This window comes from Bradyrhizobium sp. CCGUVB1N3 (genome assembly GCF_024199925.1).
Classification (GTDB): domain Bacteria; phylum Pseudomonadota; class Alphaproteobacteria; order Rhizobiales; family Xanthobacteraceae; genus Bradyrhizobium.
In genome coordinates this window covers 8,159,584-8,175,477 of record NZ_JANADR010000001.1, presented here as the reverse complement: position 1 = coordinate 8,175,477, position 15,894 = coordinate 8,159,584, and the positions used below count along the sequence as shown (strand labels likewise).

The 15,894-nt window shown below is 59.8% G+C and carries 11 protein-coding genes and 2 pseudogenes; 5 read left to right on the top strand and 8 right to left on the bottom strand.

The window, feature by feature from the left end; all coding sequences use genetic code 11:
• The first annotated feature begins 545 nt into the window (after window positions 1–545).
• Window positions 546–944, top strand: a complete 399-nt coding sequence (locus NLM33_RS38720) for a tyrosine-type recombinase/integrase (RefSeq protein ID WP_254103643.1) — start codon at window positions 546–548, stop codon at window positions 942–944.
• A 200-nt stretch (window positions 945–1,144) separates the two neighbouring features.
• Here the strand turns inward: NLM33_RS38720 and NLM33_RS38715 are convergent.
• Both NLM33_RS38715 and NLM33_RS38710 read right to left on the bottom strand, forming a co-directional pair.
• Window positions 1,145–1,495: pseudogene (locus NLM33_RS38715) on the bottom strand (transposase); the annotation flags it as partial.
• 126 nt (window positions 1,496–1,621) lie between these two features.
• Entirely contained in the window at window positions 1,622–3,313 is a 1,692-nt protein-coding gene (locus NLM33_RS38710; protein WP_254103642.1) for a hypothetical protein, read from the bottom strand.
• Window positions 3,314–4,085: 772 nt separating this feature from the next.
• Here NLM33_RS38710 and NLM33_RS38705 point away from each other — a divergent pair.
• Window positions 4,086–5,381, top strand: a complete 1,296-nt coding sequence (locus NLM33_RS38705; protein WP_254103641.1) for a GGDEF domain-containing protein — start codon at window positions 4,086–4,088, stop codon at window positions 5,379–5,381.
• Between the two features lie 688 nt (window positions 5,382–6,069).
• Here NLM33_RS38705 and NLM33_RS38700 read toward each other — a convergent pair.
• The 3 genes from NLM33_RS38700 to NLM33_RS38690 all read right to left on the bottom strand — a co-directional run bounded on the left by NLM33_RS38700 (window position 6,070) and on the right by NLM33_RS38690 (window position 10,468).
• Window positions 6,070–6,816, bottom strand: coding sequence for an SDR family NAD(P)-dependent oxidoreductase (locus NLM33_RS38700; RefSeq protein WP_254103640.1), 747 nt, complete (start codon window positions 6,814–6,816; stop codon window positions 6,070–6,072).
• Between the two features lie 263 nt (window positions 6,817–7,079).
• Window positions 7,080–8,042, bottom strand: coding sequence for an outer membrane beta-barrel protein (locus NLM33_RS38695; protein ID WP_254103639.1), 963 nt, complete (start codon window positions 8,040–8,042; stop codon window positions 7,080–7,082).
• A gap of 617 nt (window positions 8,043–8,659) precedes the next feature.
• Complete coding sequence (locus NLM33_RS38690; RefSeq protein WP_305880504.1) at window positions 8,660–10,468, bottom strand: HrpF/NolX family T3SS translocon protein; 1,809 nt, start codon at window positions 10,466–10,468, stop codon at window positions 8,660–8,662.
• A gap of 1,217 nt (window positions 10,469–11,685) precedes the next feature.
• Here NLM33_RS38690 and NLM33_RS38685 point away from each other — a divergent pair.
• The gene (locus NLM33_RS38685) at window positions 11,686–11,889 is read left to right on the top strand and encodes a hypothetical protein (protein ID WP_371930162.1); all 204 of its coding nucleotides are present in this window, start codon (window positions 11,686–11,688) and stop codon (window positions 11,887–11,889) included.
• A gap of 637 nt (window positions 11,890–12,526) precedes the next feature.
• Window positions 12,527–12,913 (top strand): hypothetical protein, encoded by a 387-nt coding sequence (locus tag NLM33_RS38680; protein WP_254103638.1) that lies wholly within the window; start codon window positions 12,527–12,529, stop codon window positions 12,911–12,913.
• Between the two features lie 7 nt (window positions 12,914–12,920).
• Here NLM33_RS38680 and NLM33_RS49925 read toward each other — a convergent pair whose 3' ends face one another.
• On the bottom strand, window positions 12,921–13,454 hold the full coding sequence (locus NLM33_RS49925; protein WP_371930042.1) for a GcrA family cell cycle regulator: 534 nt from the start codon (window positions 13,452–13,454) through the stop codon (window positions 12,921–12,923).
• A 122-nt stretch (window positions 13,455–13,576) separates the two neighbouring features.
• Window positions 13,577–13,912, bottom strand: a complete 336-nt coding sequence (locus NLM33_RS38675; RefSeq protein WP_254103637.1) for an N-acetylmuramoyl-L-alanine amidase — start codon at window positions 13,910–13,912, stop codon at window positions 13,577–13,579.
• Window positions 13,913–14,157: 245 nt separating this feature from the next.
• Between NLM33_RS38675 and NLM33_RS38670 the strand changes: the two are divergent.
• Window positions 14,158–14,313 (top strand): annotated as a pseudogene (locus NLM33_RS38670) (recombinase family protein); the annotation flags it as partial.
• 757 nt (window positions 14,314–15,070) lie between these two features.
• Here the strand turns inward: NLM33_RS38670 and NLM33_RS38665 are convergent.
• Window positions 15,071–15,817 (bottom strand): hypothetical protein, encoded by a 747-nt coding sequence (locus NLM33_RS38665; protein ID WP_254103636.1) that lies wholly within the window; start codon window positions 15,815–15,817, stop codon window positions 15,071–15,073.
• Between the last annotated feature and the right edge of the window lie 77 nt (window positions 15,818–15,894).

Sequence of the window (15,894 nt, the reverse complement as noted above, 5' to 3'; positions counted from 1 at the left end):
AGCAACGCAATGCATCGATCCACACGGTCCGATCCTATCATGACACCTGACGGCTGTTCCTGCGGTTCGCCGCACAACGCGCGGAAAGGAAGGTGGCGGTGATCACACTGGCCGATCTGACTGCCGACGGGGTGGCTGCCGTCCTCGGTCACGCCGAGCACGACCGCGGCGGTACGATCGGCACGCGCAACTGCAGGCCTGCCGCGATCCGCAGCTTCTTCAACTTCGTCGCAACCAAGGATCCCCGCATCGATCGCTCAGTGCGTGGAAATCCTTCACATCCCAGTCAAGCGGGCGCCGGTATCCGAACCATGTTATCTGGACCCAGCGGAGGTAGCAGCGATCCTTGCCCAGCCAGACCGCTCCACGCTCGAAGGCATGCGCGATCACGCACTGCTCTCGTTCCTCTACAACAGCGGGGCACGGACACAGGAGGCTCTCGATCTCTGTCCCAGGACGATCCGGTTCGATAGCCCAAGTTGCGTTCGCCTTACCGGCAAGAGCCGCAAGGAAGCATCTGCCTACTCTGGCCGGAAACCGTGCTGTTGCTGAAAAAGCTGCTGGAGCGACAGCCGCGTGCATTGGACCAGCGGCTGTTCGTCAACCGCTATGGCGAGCCGCTCAGCGCATCCGACGTTCGGTTCAAGCTTGCAGCCTATGTGAAGGCGGCGGCCGAAACCACGCCAACGTTGCGGACTAAGCATGTGACGCCGCACAGCTTCCGACACGCCACCGCCGTACACCTCGTCTCGGCGGGGGTCGACGTCACCGTTATCCGTAGCTGGCTTGGTCATGTGAGCCTCGACACCACTAATCACTATGCCAGGGCCAATCTGGAAACGAAGCGAAAGGCGCTGGAACAGGTCAGTGCTCCGGAATCGGCACGGCATCCCCCGTCATGGAAGCGGGATACGAGCCTGCTCGCCTGGCTCGACATGCTCTGAAATAGTGCGAAGGAACGTCAATCAAGAACAGTATCAATCCCGCATCCGGCGGCGAAGATCGGACAGTTCGCGCGCAATGCCTGTCGATCTCGTCCGCGCCGGCAAGTTCGATGAGGCCGAGCAGGCCGCCCAATGACGAGTTGCGGTCGCGCTTTGTGGAGAGCGCGCCCAAAGGTTACGTGAAGATGTTCAAGGCCATGGCGCGATAGCGGCGGCTGCGAACACAGATCACGGCCAGTGTCCGGCCGCAGGCCAGCTGGAACGCCGGATCGCCGCGTAAACGATCGAGATCATTGCCATCCTCGTAGCCGCACGCGATGGAGAAGATACGGGCGCGGATCAGATCCCCAAGGCTGTGCACGAAGTGTCCCGGATCGCGCCGCTCGGGGAATACGCAGGACAACTTCGCGGCCAAGCCGAGGCGCTGGTCCGCCATGGCCAGAAGCATGACGCCGCCATCCGACGTCAGCCTGCCGCCGTCAAACGCGGCTGTGATCTTCTTGCGGGAAAACGGCTGGAAATGAGAACGGCGGACTCGTATTGTCGGTCATGGCGAGTGCGGCGGCGGCCCGGATGCGCGCAGGGTGGGTGTCGGCAACCGAATCCTACGCCACCTCAGCGGCTTACGCCACCCTCGCCAGCTTCTCAACAATCCGCTGATGAATATGACGGGCTAGTCAGCGTTGGCGGAGAAAGATCTCATTCTCCCAGCCTGGTGGCCCGATAGTGGCCGTGTAGTTCACGCCTTGAATGGCGAGATTTGTCTGCGGCTCAGCCGCGCTCGGCAGCACGTTATGCAAGCGCATTCCCTGCATGAAGTTTTCCGTCGCCCACTGGTCGCCGTGCTGCCAGCCCAGGGGAAGGTACGAATCTAGATTCGGCACCGCAAGCGGCGCGTGAACCGGGAGATATTCCGGGCCGGAGGTCGACTCCCCCATCTCCCACAGGGGCGAAGGATTGGGCTGATTAACACTGACGGCCGGCGAATGGGTAGGTGAAGCCAGCATCTCCAAAAGCTCTACCGTATCTAAACTTTCAGCCGGCAGCTGGCCGGTTCTATCCGCTGCCGGCCCAATCTCATCAGGAGCGACAGCCTGGACTGGCGAGCGGAAGGCTGGGCTTGGCTGATCAACACTGTCTCCCGGCGAATGGGTGGGTGAAGCCAGCATCGCCATAAGCTCTGCTGTGTCCAAACTTTCGGCTGGCAACTGGCCTGTTTGATCCGCGACACCCCGAAGCTCCGCCGAATCGTAAATAGATCGCGAGGGAGCGGGCTGACCATCCAGCCGTCGCAGAAGCTCCCCTGAATTGACACTTGGCACCGGCGACTGCACGGCCAGGCCCTCCGCATGTGGAGAGCTGCCCGCGCCGGCGGGCTCCTGCGCGTTGCGGTAATCGCGAATGATGTTCAACCCGGTGATTAAATTCTTGTTGCTTGAGTATAGGCGTTTCGCAAGCCTGATCAGGGACTCGTGATCCAGCTTGGCAATTCCTTGGCCGTCCTCTTTGAGCACTCCAGCAAACCTGTAAAGTTTGTCGGTATAGTGTTTGACGGTATGCTCGGGTCGCCCGCTGGCAAGAACCGCACTATCGATGAGATCCTTGTCCTCCATAGAGGGAACACACTCATCCTTTCGACGCGGAATGCGAGCAGCTACAACATCGGGCTCACGGTACTCACGAAGCACCTCCAACGCAGACGCCATTTTCACGTCATCCCCGAAGGACTTTTTGACGTGAGCGACCAGGGAATTGTGATCAAGAGTAGCAATTGTTTGTCCCTGAGACTCGAGAGATTTCGCCAATCTGCGAAGAGTCTTCGCATTGTTGTCGGCGGTAGTAGGCGTCCATCTTCGGCGCGCAGCAGCTGCGCCGATGGCTGAGTCGATCAGGCTCGCATCCTCCAAAGAAGGAACATAACGTCGGGAGCTATCTGAAGCCTTGGGCTCGCGGTACTTACGAAGCGCGTTCAATGCGGTAACCATTGAACCATCAGCGGGAAAGAACGCACTAGCGTGCCAAACCAACGAATCGTGATCAAGCGCATCAATCGTCTGGCCCCGAGAGGCAAGATGATTTCCCAGTACGCGAAGAGCCCAAGTATAAGTGCCGACCGTGTGCGATTGTACATTCCTCGCAAAATGCTCGGCTGCCGCCTCGATTAGGGTCCGGTCTTTTTCAGTTAGATGAGGATAGCGGGAATCTGGTGTCGCGCCCGCGGCTGGAGCAACATCGGCCTGGCGCACCTCAGCCAAGCGTCGCTCAAAGTCCTCCTGCCCGGCCTGTCCCGCTTGCGGTTGTTGCAATATGGCGTGATGCGCCTCCGGCCGGCCCGACACATCGAATGGATTGAAGTTGCTTGCGTCCACGCCAGCCTCACGTCCACGAGGTCACCGGAGAAGATCACAACTACAAGAGCTAGCTTTCGAGAAGCTGACTGAAATAGACCCCGAGCGCGGGACAAGCATGGCCGACAGCGCGATGCCTATATGAAGCTGAACCGCAGGCCTCCGGCAGAAGCCGACATCGGGGAATATTCCGCGTCAGCCGATCCTCGGTTCATCAAATGGTGCTGACGCTGGAACGAGTTGGAACCACTAAAAGGCAGCAAAGGACAGTCGCGGTCCTCGCCGATCCCAAGTGTCTGCCGATACTTAACTGACCACCTCGACCAATCCGGGGTCTTCAGGGAACCGAGTGGACGATTTTGGGGATCATGGCGGCGGAAGCATGCAGGTGAGAACCTTGAGGCGGCGTCCTGTTGCGCCAAACATCGCCGCGGCGGCCGCCAAACAGATGCGCGACGGGGACGCTGCTTCGGCCCTACAGCATCTCGAAAGCCTGAAGCGGATCCTCGATCGCGAAGAGCCGTCTTATCGCAGCTGAGCACCACCGCGATTGAGCCAAGCCCAGAACATAACTGAATAGTGCGAGTCAGCGCCGTACGCGACGGGCTTGACTTCGCTTTGACGTGCCCTGGTGTCGTACCTCACGAACGTCGATAACCGATCATCAACCATGACCGCCCGCGGCGAGTTTGCGTGTCGAGCTTGCATATTAACGGTTGTCCGCACTGACCTATCCTTAACCTGTCTTGGAGCACCATCCGCGGGATCTTGAGCAATCCTGGCGCACAACTTGATGGATCGAACCGAACTCGATAGCGAAATTGCACGCGTATCCGGTTGGTCATTTGGACCGACCCTCGAGGCGTCCTATGAAGGTCGCTCAGGGCGTTCGATGGCCCGCCACATGGCGCGCGCGTCGGTGGTTTGCGGTGCCCTGACGCTTGCGGCAATTGGCTTCGATCGAGCGACCAGTATCGATATCTTCTCCGCCGTATGGCCGTGGCGTTGCCTGGCTGCGTTGTTCTGCCTGGGAGTTGCGATCTTCGGCTTTAGGTCACGCAACGCCGTGCTGACCGGCTATGCCTATGGCGGCGCCAGCGTCTCGATCATGTCCGTCGTCGAGTTCGCAGGTATTGCTGCGCCGCCGGCAACGCAGGAAAACTACATGCTTGCGGCCATCACGTTGTTCAGCGTCTGCCTTGCAGCGGTCCCGATCCCGCTTCGCGCCGGACTCGTTACCTGCTTGGTTGGCGCTGTTCTGCACCCAACCCTCCCGCTATTGTTTGGGGGCGACCCTGGCCATTTTATCAGCGATACGATCATTGGCTCGGCTGCGTCCCTGACGGTATTTTTGATCGTCCGCAAGAATGATGTCGACCGACGCCGGAGGTTTCTCGAATCACTTCGATACGAGCAGGCTGCGACGGAATTGAACCAGATGAACCAGGAGCTCCTCCGGTTGTCCAACACCGACGCTTTGACGGAGCTGCCGAACCGACGCTTCTTCGAAAGTGAGGCTGCCCGGCTGCGCGCTGATGGAGAACGGCAGAGCATGGGCGCAATCGTGATCGATGTTGACCACTTCAAGAAGTACAACGACAAAGCTGGGCACATTGCCGGAGACGTATGCCTCCGGATGATCGCTCAGGCACTTGCCCAGGAAGCGCGTAAGCAAGGCGTCAGTATCGCCCGGTATGGCGGTGAGGAATTCGCAGCGATGGTCGCCTCACGCGATCGGGAGGAACTGGAGCGGGTGTGCGAAGGTCTGAGAACCGCCGTCTCCAGCATTGATCTGCCTCACCCTGGCTTACCCGGCCGCAACGTCAGTATCAGCATCGGGGCCGCATGGCGTGATCATTTCGACGGCGATGCACAAGCCCTCATGAAGGAGGCAGACCGGGCGTTGTACGAAGCGAAGGCGGCTGGACGCGATTGTATCGCCTGGAGCGACGCTATTGTCGACATCGGCTCGCCTGGCATTTGTTCCCGAACGCCCCGAGCGCATGATGGCAACGACATTGCGGCTATCGAGACTGTTCTCATCGCGCAATTCGTGGCTGCCAAAACGACCATGCAGCCCCGCGGATGAGCCGCACGGGTATAGGTTTCTAAGACCTCGCCGACCTGCACTGGCTGTCGGGCGTGATCCACGTCTGCATCCATTTGCTGAAGATAGTTCCGGCTAATCGAATTCTTTTCGAGGTGGGCGGGAGAACTCGGCATTAAGGTCGAGCGTCTCAGGACGTACAACGGCCCTTGCCACCGCTTCTTTGCCTTCCGCGGGCTGTGCAAGCGGTTTACGGCTGAGACGAGGATCGGATCGCAGCTGTGAAACCTCTCCTCCTGGCGGCGCGAATTTCGCTCCGATTTGCGATGTCCTACACTCGGCTAGACGAGAGATCTCGTTTGCACGTCCCTAATGTGACGCGATGCTAGGTTTGTGCGACCGATGATACGCCGCTTCGCCTAAATGGCTCCCCAGCCTTATCTGGCGGCGATCTTACTGATGAGCTGACCTCAGACGTATATTTTTCGCGACAGTTGTCGGATTGACGCGCATCCCATGAGCTTCATGTCACGTGTCACGCTCAAGCTCCGCGCGCAGCAGGCCCAATGACTCACAATTTGACTTGCTCTATCGGCCTTCAAGCGGGAGTTCATTCACAGCAATTATCAACCTACGTCTCTGACGACAGGGACAATAGTGTCCAGTGTCGTGTAACCAACGACACGCAGGATCGTCCGAAACGCGAACTTGCTGGCGCTCGTTGTCTCTCTCAATCGAGGCGCGCAATCGGGGTGATTGCGCGCCGGTTCCGGTTCCGATTCTCAATAAAATAGGCTACGCCCGAAGGGCGGCGCAAGTCAGGGAGGAGCCTCCGATGCAGGAAGAAGACCGCTCCTGATATAACTGTCGAGTCCGGCCTGCCGGCGCGTCCGAGCGGGATCTTGGCCAGCACACTGCGGTAGGCGTCATCCGACATCTGCTTGACGATATCGGTAGCGATCACCGCAGGGGCAACCGCATTGACCCGGACTTCCGTCGCAGCCAATTCCTTGCCGAGTGATTTCGTCAGCGCGATCACGCCAGCCTTAGCCGAGGAGTATCCGGTCATGCCGGCATTGCCTTCCTTGCCGGCGATCGAGGCGAGATTGACGATGCGACCGGCGTTCTGCCGTCGCATCGGAGCGATCGCTGCCTTGCAGCAGAGGAAGGTGCTGGTGAGGTTCACATCGAGCACACGCCGCCATTCGGCAAGGCTGTACTGCTCAATGTTGACGGTTGGGCCGGTGATACCTGCGGCGTTGACGAGGACATCGATGCGGCCGAACTGCTCCAACAGGCGCGCCATGGCGCCGTTGACAGCCGCCTCGTCGGTCAGATCGATTCGATCGTCGGCAGCATTGGCGAGATCCCAGACGACAACGGTCGCGCCAGCGGCAGCGAGCCGCATGCGAACAGCCTGGCCGATGCCGCCGCAGCCGCCGGAAATGATCACAACACGTCCTTTAAACTCGCTCATGCGTTCGCCTTTCCGGTTGTCACGTCTGCGACGATCCTGCGGGCTGCGGCCAGCGCGCGTCGTCCCCATTCCTCGGCACCAATCTTCGGAAGCGATTCGTCGTTCGGAATCTCGAGACTGAGTGGAAGATCGTCCGGCAGCGCACGGACGATCCCGCCAAGATCGATGCCGCCGTCGCCCGGCAGAAGCCGGGCGCAGCGCGCGGTTTGGATCAGCTCGTCATTGCTGGCGGAGATGCCTGCGGGTGCATCGCAGAGCTGGGCCTAGCTCAGCAAGCGGCGCGGCAGGCTCGCAATATCGTCGAGGCTGGTCGCGGAGCGTGCGGCATGCAGTACGTCAATCAGCACCCGTCCGTTCGGCTCATTCGCGCTGGTCACAATCCGCAAAGCTGCCGTCGCGTCCTTGACTGCGGTCCACGGCGTGAATTCGAGATCGGCGGTGAGGCCGTAAGGCGCCGCGGCGCGGTAGAATTTTGCGAACCATTCCGTCAGGCGCGCTTCGTCCGGATCGTCGCCGGCGATGAGGATCGCGCGCGCCTTCAGCGTGCCCGCCGTTTCGAGGAAGGCGGCGAAGCGATTTGGCTCGAAATCAGCAGCCAGGCGCGCGGTCTCGACGTCGAACACCGCACACCCGTGTCGTCGATGCGGCGGATGGTTTCGCGCAGCATGGCGGCATCTGTCGTGAGCGGCGAGAAGTCGCCGCCGGGCGCGGCGGGCGCGAAGCGAGCCCCGATCGCCTGGTAGCCGAGCTAAACGGCCGTAATCGAACTCCGTTACTCGTCGTGGGTAGCCGGCAAAGCTTCCATCCTGGAATTCGTTCTTGTTGGCGATATCGCCGCGATTGTTTTGCCAGGCCACCCCTGCCTTGATGTAGGCCAGCGTTTGGCCCTGCGGGCCAAAAGCGTAGCCGACACGAGCGGCCCCTGTGACAAAAACGTTCGGACCTGCATTGCAGGTAGCGATCACAACATTGCCTGAGAAAGCAAGGCAGCTGTTTGTGCCATCGGAAACAGCACGGCTCGCGTCTAATTCGGCACCGAAAACCCACCCGTTCGTTTGCCAATTGTAGCCGATGTGCCCTCCGGCCAGGAACGCAGGCGTCTTGACGATGTCGCCATCGATTAACGGGCCGTAGGGGTCACTGAAGGATGTGCGGCCATAGCCACCGCCGCCGTGCACGCCGATATAGCCTCCGGTCCAGCTCCACTGTGCTGGCGGGACTTTCATCGCCGGCTCCAGATCTGCCGAATAAGTGACACCGCATCCCACGAGTGCAACTGTTGCGGCACCCCACGAAAGGAATCCAGATCCCATATCACCCTCGAACACACGACGCTCGCGCCATCGGCAACGTAGCTCGAACGGCTGACGTCGTGGCGTCACTTCCGCGCTGCTTGTGGTGTGCAGGATCTAGGCCAGCGGCTGCGATGCGCATCCCGGCTTTTTTTTCGATGGCGATGTTGTCTACCAGACAAGGCCTGTGGTGGTAGGAACAAGCCGCACGTCTGTGGTCGAACCCAAACGCATGCTGTAGGCCCGCACCGCTGGTCGCTCGCGGGGGCGCAACAGCGCATGTGCGTCCCCAGACCGTTGAGCACCTGGTCCTCTCGGGCGCAATGAAACGTAGCGGACAGCACTCCAGGACGAGCCCATATGGTGCGCCGGTCTTGCCATGTCACTCTCGTCGGAGACGCTGGGTGCGCCGACGGACGATTTGAACGCGAAAGCCAATTCAGATTCGACGCAAGGAAAGCTAACGCTCTCGCGCTTTCTCCCTCACAGCGAGTTAACCTGAACCATCAGCAGTGCGCAGCCCTCCACGTCGAGGACTGCAAGTGCGCCCGTCAGGCCACCTTCTGCGACGATGCCGTCGTGCCAACCTGGCTCGGAGCGTATCCGGCTGGCATGGGACCGGCCTCGAGGTGCTCCTTCAGGTTGTTCAAATAGTCCTCCGCATAGGATTGCGCCTCCGAGACCGCCAAGTCGACCCCGGCATTCGCGGCCCGTTCAATTAGTTCTTTCGCTAGCCCCTCGCGCATCGCGAGTTTGACCTGCGGGCCGGAGATACAGCCCACCACCTGCGCCACGTCACTGAAGCCGGCCTCTTCGAGCGCTTGCGTCATATTGCCTCCGCTAATGGCGGCGTGAAGAATATTCGCCCCTTGCGACTCCCATTCGAGGACCATTGATGCTGCATCGGCAACTTCACCCAGGCCCGGAATGAAGCCAAGCGCGCCAACCGCTGTGGCGGCCCAGTCAAGCGCCCTCGATTCGGCAGTAAGCAGTTCGTCGAGTAGGGGCTTCGCGCCCTCGAGGGCGTGCATGAGCGCTCCGCCGTTCTTCTTCACAGACTTGATATCGGGCTGGTCGGCCACGCCCATCATCATGTCCGCGACCGCGGACTGCTCGGCCTCGGTTTTGGGAACATGGGTTTTCGTCTGCTGAACGGTGCGGTTCGCAGCCGACATGTTGCTGTAGAAGTTCGTGAAGTCGTTGTTGCTGATGTTACCGGAATCGACCCTATGTCCGCCACCGAAGTCGAAGAACTTGTGATGGGTCTTGTAGCCCGTAATCGAATTGTTCAGCAGTGCGAACAATAGCGGATCCGAGAGCAGCTGCGAGGCCGCTTGCCGTACCTTCGGATCAAGACTCTTGTCCTCGGCCATGCTCGCCAGCTTGTCCCGGGTCAGCACGCCGCCTCCAAAGAAGGCGCCCTGATTCTTGTTGATCGTGTCGAGCGTGTTCAGCTCGGTTTGCGTGAGGCCCATCGACGATGAAGCGACTTGAAGGAAATCCTCTTTGTGGACCTGATCAATCGCACCACCGTACAGCTGCTTCCAGGCATCCGGGTGGTCGAGGAAGTATTGAGCCGCCGCGATCACCTGCGGCGGGGTCTTGCCAGTTTGGGCGTTGCCGTCGACGATCTGTTGGAAATCAGCCAGGCTCAGATTCTTGGGCAGGTAGTCGGAATACCGGTAAAGCTCGCGCATTGCGTCGTTCACGGTCATGACTGACGGTTGGCCATTTCCGGTACCGTCGGAGGGGATGTAATTCTGCTCGTAGCTGTGCGCCTGCTGCTCCTGGAAGGCGGCAACTTGCGGATGATTGCTGCAGAAGCTGGACAAACGATCGGCAACTCTATAGGATCTCCAGTCGGATGTCCCTCCGAGCGCAGCGAAGAGCTTGCGGTCCTGGTGCAATCCTTGGATTGCGGCTTTCAGATCCGACGGCACTGATGGATCGAAGTCGGTGGGCGTGATGTGTCCCCACCAGAGGGGCAACTGATCCTTGTGGCGGTTCAGCACTGCCACGATCTGCAACTCGGCATTGGTCAGCGTGCCACCATTCCACGTGACGTTCGACATTTCCGGTGCGGGAACGCCCTCCTCCGCTGCCTTAACCGCCGCCTTCACATTCGCCGGCAGCAGATCCAAGGGATCCTCCGGCGCAGGCAACTTTGGGTCCAGCAGCTCCGGTGGCGGGGACGGCAGCTCGGATTTGGCTTCCCGCGCGCAACTGGACAACATGGCCTCGAAGGGGTCGCCTTGCTGGCCGGGCGGCTGCACGGAAGGACCCACGGCCGTGTTTTCCGGAGCAAGCACGAACAGAGCTGGAACCGCGCTGGCGGATGACGAAGAGGTGTTGAGCTGCATAGCATTATACTCGGATGTGAGGGTGGAGGTCGTTTGAGGAGCCCGAGTCCAACCTATCGGTCAGAACGATGCCGAACTTTTGGGTAACGTCGACCTTTGAGTGACTGTTCATCTCGTAAGGCGCTCACTCAACTGCCTCGCAATCCAAAGTTCGAAAATGCACTTTGCTGGGTCAGGCCCGGCGTCTGCGCAGAAGGTCCCAGAGCCAACGTGGCCCCGGGGTAAACGCCGGCTGAGGCTGATTTCCGCTGCTGGCTGGCGAAAGGTTGCTGAGCGACATGGTGCATCCCCGGATGTGACATTGATGACCGTCACAAGTGCGTCTTGTGGCGCCGCCGTGTTCACGACGAACAACACGCAAGACCTGATGGAAATGTTGACCGGGACCTGGCCACGGCCTGGCGGCTCACCAAAAATGTCGCCACAATGTCCTGCGCGCCAGGCCCGACGTTCATTTCCGTTACGGTCAATAGGCGACAGCGCCGTCTAGAGACCCACGTTCTCATGTTAGGAGAGCTAGCTTTCAAGAAGCTGACGCGTCTGAAAGCGATCCACCAATGACGATGGCGAATCTATTAGTTCTGCCGGAAGCTGCAGCATACTCTCGACGTGTCTGGTCAGCTCAGGCGCGGGCACGATGCTGTGTTGAAGGGTATGGCGAGTGCGACATCGAGCGAATTTCGCAAGCTTTTCCGGCACGTTCATTCTGCGGCTTCTACGATAGTGGAGGTTTGAGCGGCTCGCGGCTGGTCGCATAGGTGGGCATGCAGCGCCGCCACGCATTCATCCACTTGCGTCCCATGCAACATGTCACGCGATACGCGCTTCCACCCAAATTGCCGCGCGGCACCGGTCCGCGTAGCGGACGCGCCGAGCGGAGTCGTTCAGCGGCCACGGGATCGACCAACTACGATGGCGCGCGCGCATCGACAATACGGAGCAAATGATTTGCGAGCATGATGATTTCGGCGGCTTCTTCCGGATCATCCAGTGCAACACTGCGATATGCGGGTTCTTATAAGTACCACCGACGTCGCTTCGAAGTCCGGGCTGCCGACCTGCGCATGGCTCCTGAGCAAAGAGCCTGCACGGCTCGATGAGCAGACCCAGCGGTTCCTTCACCATCTCCATGAGCTTGCGCTCGGAGCTTTCGAACGCCGGCGAGCTCCCTCGACGCCTCACGGCACTAATACGATGATGCGAGTCTCGAGCAATGGATCGAGGATGCTTCGAGCAGCGAACTGGCTTCGCTTGCAAATGGTATCGGCCGCGACATCGCGGCCGTTCGGGCAGCCATCACCCAACCGTGGAGCAACAGCTCTGTCGAAGGACAGATCAACCGGCTCAAGACGATCAAGCGCCATATGTATGGCCGTTCAGGATATGCACTACCAAGAAACGGGCTGCTGACGACCGTCTGACAACGCACAATCGCCCGCGATGAAACGCGAAAAGGCGACCTGCACCAAATATGCGGAAGAACCCCAGATCGCCGCGCCATATCCAATTCTCCAAGCTGTTTCCAACCGGAGAAATGGGCGTGCGGCGCTCATCCGAGACAAGATGCGCCGGACCAAAGACGAGGTCGGTGCGAGCGAGGCAGCCGCGTGGCACAAGCACCGCGAGACGCAACGCATCGGCCGCGAGCGCGTGAGGTTCTTTGCCTTGCTGATTTTCGCCTGCTCGATAAGCGGCGCTCGCGCTACAATGATGGCGGTGCGACCGTCCTGCAATTCGAGAGGCCGTGCCGTCACAACGGTGGAAAAATCGGCACGCGGTGCGTCGCCGTGGAGCATGCACCGCGTGCCGCCGAAGCTCGTGCCAGTGCGCGGGCGACCAGCTCGCCGATACTGGTCGCCTCTTCCACGAGCATCAGTATGTCGCGTATGCCGCATCCATCTGACGAGAAGCTGACGGGGCGGCCACTTGCATCTGTCTGGTCCGGAGGCAGCCATGACCACAATTGAGCTGTGTACGAGACCTATTGCGCGCTGGAGGTGCAAATCACGCGCCTTCCGCGCACGATAGCGAAACCACCCGCCTTTTTAGGGAGGGTTCATGACATTCAAGGCGACCGCGGCTGGAGCCGCGCATGAACCCACCCTGCACTGCCCCAGTTGCAACCGCGAGATCCGGCTCACGGAATCTCTGGCCGCCCCCCCCCTTCTCGCCGAAACCCGCCAACGCTTTCAAGAACAGCTCGCCAGCAAGGACGCCGAGGTCGCACGAAAGACCGAACCGCTACAGCAAGAGCGCGAAAAGCTCCAGAAGGACCTTGAGCAAGTCGAAGACCAGGTCGCCAGCAGATTAGCGGCAGAGCGGAGCCAACTCGTCGCTACGGAGGCGAAGAAATCACCGGACTCAAGACCGCTTCAGCCTCTCAGCTTTTACAGAACTTTCCGCACAGTCCCCGACCCGTGGTATGGGACGTGGTGCGCGGATTAACGCCCACTTACGGCCTGAACCCGCGCCTCGTGTTGAAGCGCAGTCCAGAGATGGATGATCGTGGGGTCGTTGTTTGATAGGCCTTGTGCGCACACGCCCTGCAATAGCTTTCACCCGGAAGCGCGGGCGCACCGCAAAACCGAAACTCCGGCGAGGCCGGATCCCCGATGGGCCAGCGGCATGAACTCGGCTCAAGCTCTGCCAGAGTGAGATATCGGGCCAGTGGCACGATCTCTGCGGTGACCTCTACCTGCTCGTCGACATAGTCGATCTCGGGCGAGGCCAAGGCCAGATTGCCACGATGCCGAACGCTGGCCATGGGACCAAACCGTGATGATCGCTGGAGACGGGGTGAACGCGGAGCTTGCGGTTTCGTCGCAGTTGTCACACGGCGAGAAAGACCGAGACGGTGAACCTTCCCGATCACGGCGTTTCGCGTGACGCCGCCAAGCTCGGCAGCGATCTGACTGGCGCTTAGTCCTCCCGCCCAAAGAGACTTCAGCCGTTCAATACGCTCGTCGGTCCATCCTGCTACTGACATCCCGTTCTCACCTGCGCATCTAGCAACCGGAGCGGTATGACCATCCATGGGGCTACCGAGATGCAATGTTATGTTATAACATAACATCTCAATAGCGCGAGCCGGCTCGGCTTTCAAGCGCGTCACGCTACTGATTGCGGTTTATCCCCAATGCCTTTGGGCGCTTCGCGGACAGTCGTCCCCCCCATCCAGCGAAGCGGAGCCGCGGCAATTGCGGCACTTAGAACGTCGTGGTCTGTCGTATGCAAAACCTCAAGACCGGTCTTAAGCGCCGCAACGACGTTGGCTCGATGATGATCTGATTGCAGCAGCAGTTCGTCGGCTTTATTCGACATGACCCCCATTTCGACGAGAACGCTCGGCGTTTCACTGGATCGCAGCACCTCGAAATTCGCCCGACGCGCTGGATTGTGCAGCAGAAGGATGTCCGATGCGAGCGCCTTTTCGAGCGACGTCACTGAACTGCAAACGCGCATCGATACTTTATGGTTGTTCGCAGGAGCCCGCCGCGGCGTCATGATCTACCGCACCGCCATTGCCGTGCAGGAACTGGACGGTAGCGACGTTGGCGACATCATGGTCGCTTACGACCAACCAGGCGAGCCAGCGCGGCCGTTCGACCATTATCTGAATGTCCAGCAGTTCCGGCTCGACCCCGCGAGCGCCGCGCAGACGGAAACCTATTTCCGATGGGTATCCGCCTATGTTGGTTGGCTACATGCGCGTGTCGCCGGACTCCGACCGCCAGAGCACGGACTTGCAGCACGATGCGCTGCCCGCCGCCGGCGTTGATCCACGTCACCTGTTCGAGGATCACGCCTCGAGCGCGAAGGATGACCGCACCGGCTTGGCGTGGGCGCGCAGCGGGCGGCTCTCTCAGAACGCGGCGCAGGCCATTTCCGAGATACTTAAGCCCCCCATCGCGACCGCCTAAGGTAGTATCCAAGTCTTTTTTCTGAGGTCGTTCGAACATCGCGGCGTGTCAATCCGGACCGGCGGGTCACGAAAAGGGTCAAGCAATCGCACGCCGCGCGTCTCAAAGTCTTCGATGCTTCGGGTGACGAGGACGAGGTCGTAAACCCGCGCAGCCGCGGCGAGGGCCAAATCCCACCGATCCTTGTCTTTCGACCCGAGCATTCGGGTCCATTCGCAACGACACTTGCGTCTATCGGAATGATCCGATCCGCATAGGCTTTCTCGATCGCGGCGATCGCCTTGAGCAGGTCTGCGGCTCTTTCCGGATCGCGTCGCTTCAACATCTCGGCACCGCGCCGTTTCTCGAAAAGTGTGGCGGCGCTCAGCCGGAGGTCTGAATCGTCGACTGCTCCAAGCCACTTGCGCACGTTCGCGTGCCCCGTGCACCAAACTCGCGAAGCACATTCTCATCAATCAAATACACGGCCAAGGGCAGGCTCATCGCAGATCCAACGTCTGGCGAACAATTTGGGTCTAGCGAACTCAGCGATAAGACTGAGACAGCACTCCGTCGATCCTATAAGCAACGGCGCCATCGACATTCGCTATTTGCTGTGCCGCAGCCGGTCATCTTAAGCCGAAGGAGCGAGCTGGGCCTCGGCGCTGGAAACTTCCGCAGGCGGGGCGCGACGGCGTTGAGGTCAAAGTGGCCGACGCTTCGGTCTGTTTCGCTCTGCGGTCGTGAGTGGCTTGGCAATATTTCTCAGGATCGTGGCGCGGCACTTGGCAAAAAGCTCTTTCGTATAGGACCCGCCGAAGTAGTCCAGAACGAAGGTGCCGGCGTAAGGAGGATCATTGGCGAAGCCACTGATCAGACTGTCGAGGATTGGGCCGACTTCGCGGATGCGGTCGTCGTAGCGGGCACGGATAACGTTAACCGCATTCATCGAGTGAACCGCCTCGTCGGCGATCACTTCTCTCAGCCAGCGAAGGAATCTGTCGTTCCGAAGCCTGACATAAAACTCCCTTTCCGTAGCATAGGCATGGCAAGTGCACATTTCATCAAATGCGATCATAACCATTAGAGAGAATTCGTCTTTCAAGTATTCACTGATCGAACTAAAATTATGCGATCGATCGTTCAATCTCTCCCGGAGATTCTCTTCGGATCCACCAGCGACGAGTTCTATGATTTGGACGAAGCCATCAGTGTGACGCTCTTCGTCCGCGGCCCAGGCGTCAAAGAATGCCTCAGCTTCGTCGGTAACGATCAAGCTCCGAATGGACAGTTCTTTTTTCAAATGCCTCGCGTCATATTCCGTATATAAATCCGGCCACAACTTGTCCCAACGCGCACGCACAACAGATGGCTCGGCAGTGAACATCGCCGGCGTCAAAGCATTGAACAATACCTTGGGACTCCAGTTCCGTCGAACCGGCGTGATCATCCAACTGCTCCGAATCACGAGCGGTGTGGGACACACTTTCTTTCGTTCCGAACGCTCGCAAAGCATCTTGCTACACA

Bases quoted from the DNA above. Each gene is read 5' to 3' on its own strand.
- NLM33_RS38705 (WP_254103641.1), top strand. From the start codon at position 4,086: ATGGATCGAACCGAACTCGATAGCGAAATTGCACGCGTATCCGGTTGG.
- NLM33_RS38700 (WP_254103640.1), bottom strand. From the start codon at position 6,816: ATGAGCGAGTTTAAAGGACGTGTTGTGATCATTTCCGGCGGCTGCGGC.
- NLM33_RS38695 (WP_254103639.1), bottom strand. From the start codon at position 8,042: ATGAAAGTCCCGCCAGCACAGTGGAGCTGGACCGGAGGCTATATCGGC.
- NLM33_RS38690 (WP_305880504.1), bottom strand. From the start codon at position 10,468: ATGCAGCTCAACACCTCTTCGTCATCCGCCAGCGCGGTTCCAGCTCTG.
- NLM33_RS38680 (WP_254103638.1), top strand. From the start codon at position 12,527: ATGACATTCAAGGCGACCGCGGCTGGAGCCGCGCATGAACCCACCCTG.
- NLM33_RS49925 (WP_371930042.1), bottom strand. From the start codon at position 13,454: ATGTCAGTAGCAGGATGGACCGACGAGCGTATTGAACGGCTGAAGTCT.
- NLM33_RS38665 (WP_254103636.1), bottom strand. From the start codon at position 15,817: ATGATCACGCCGGTTCGACGGAACTGGAGTCCCAAGGTATTGTTCAAT.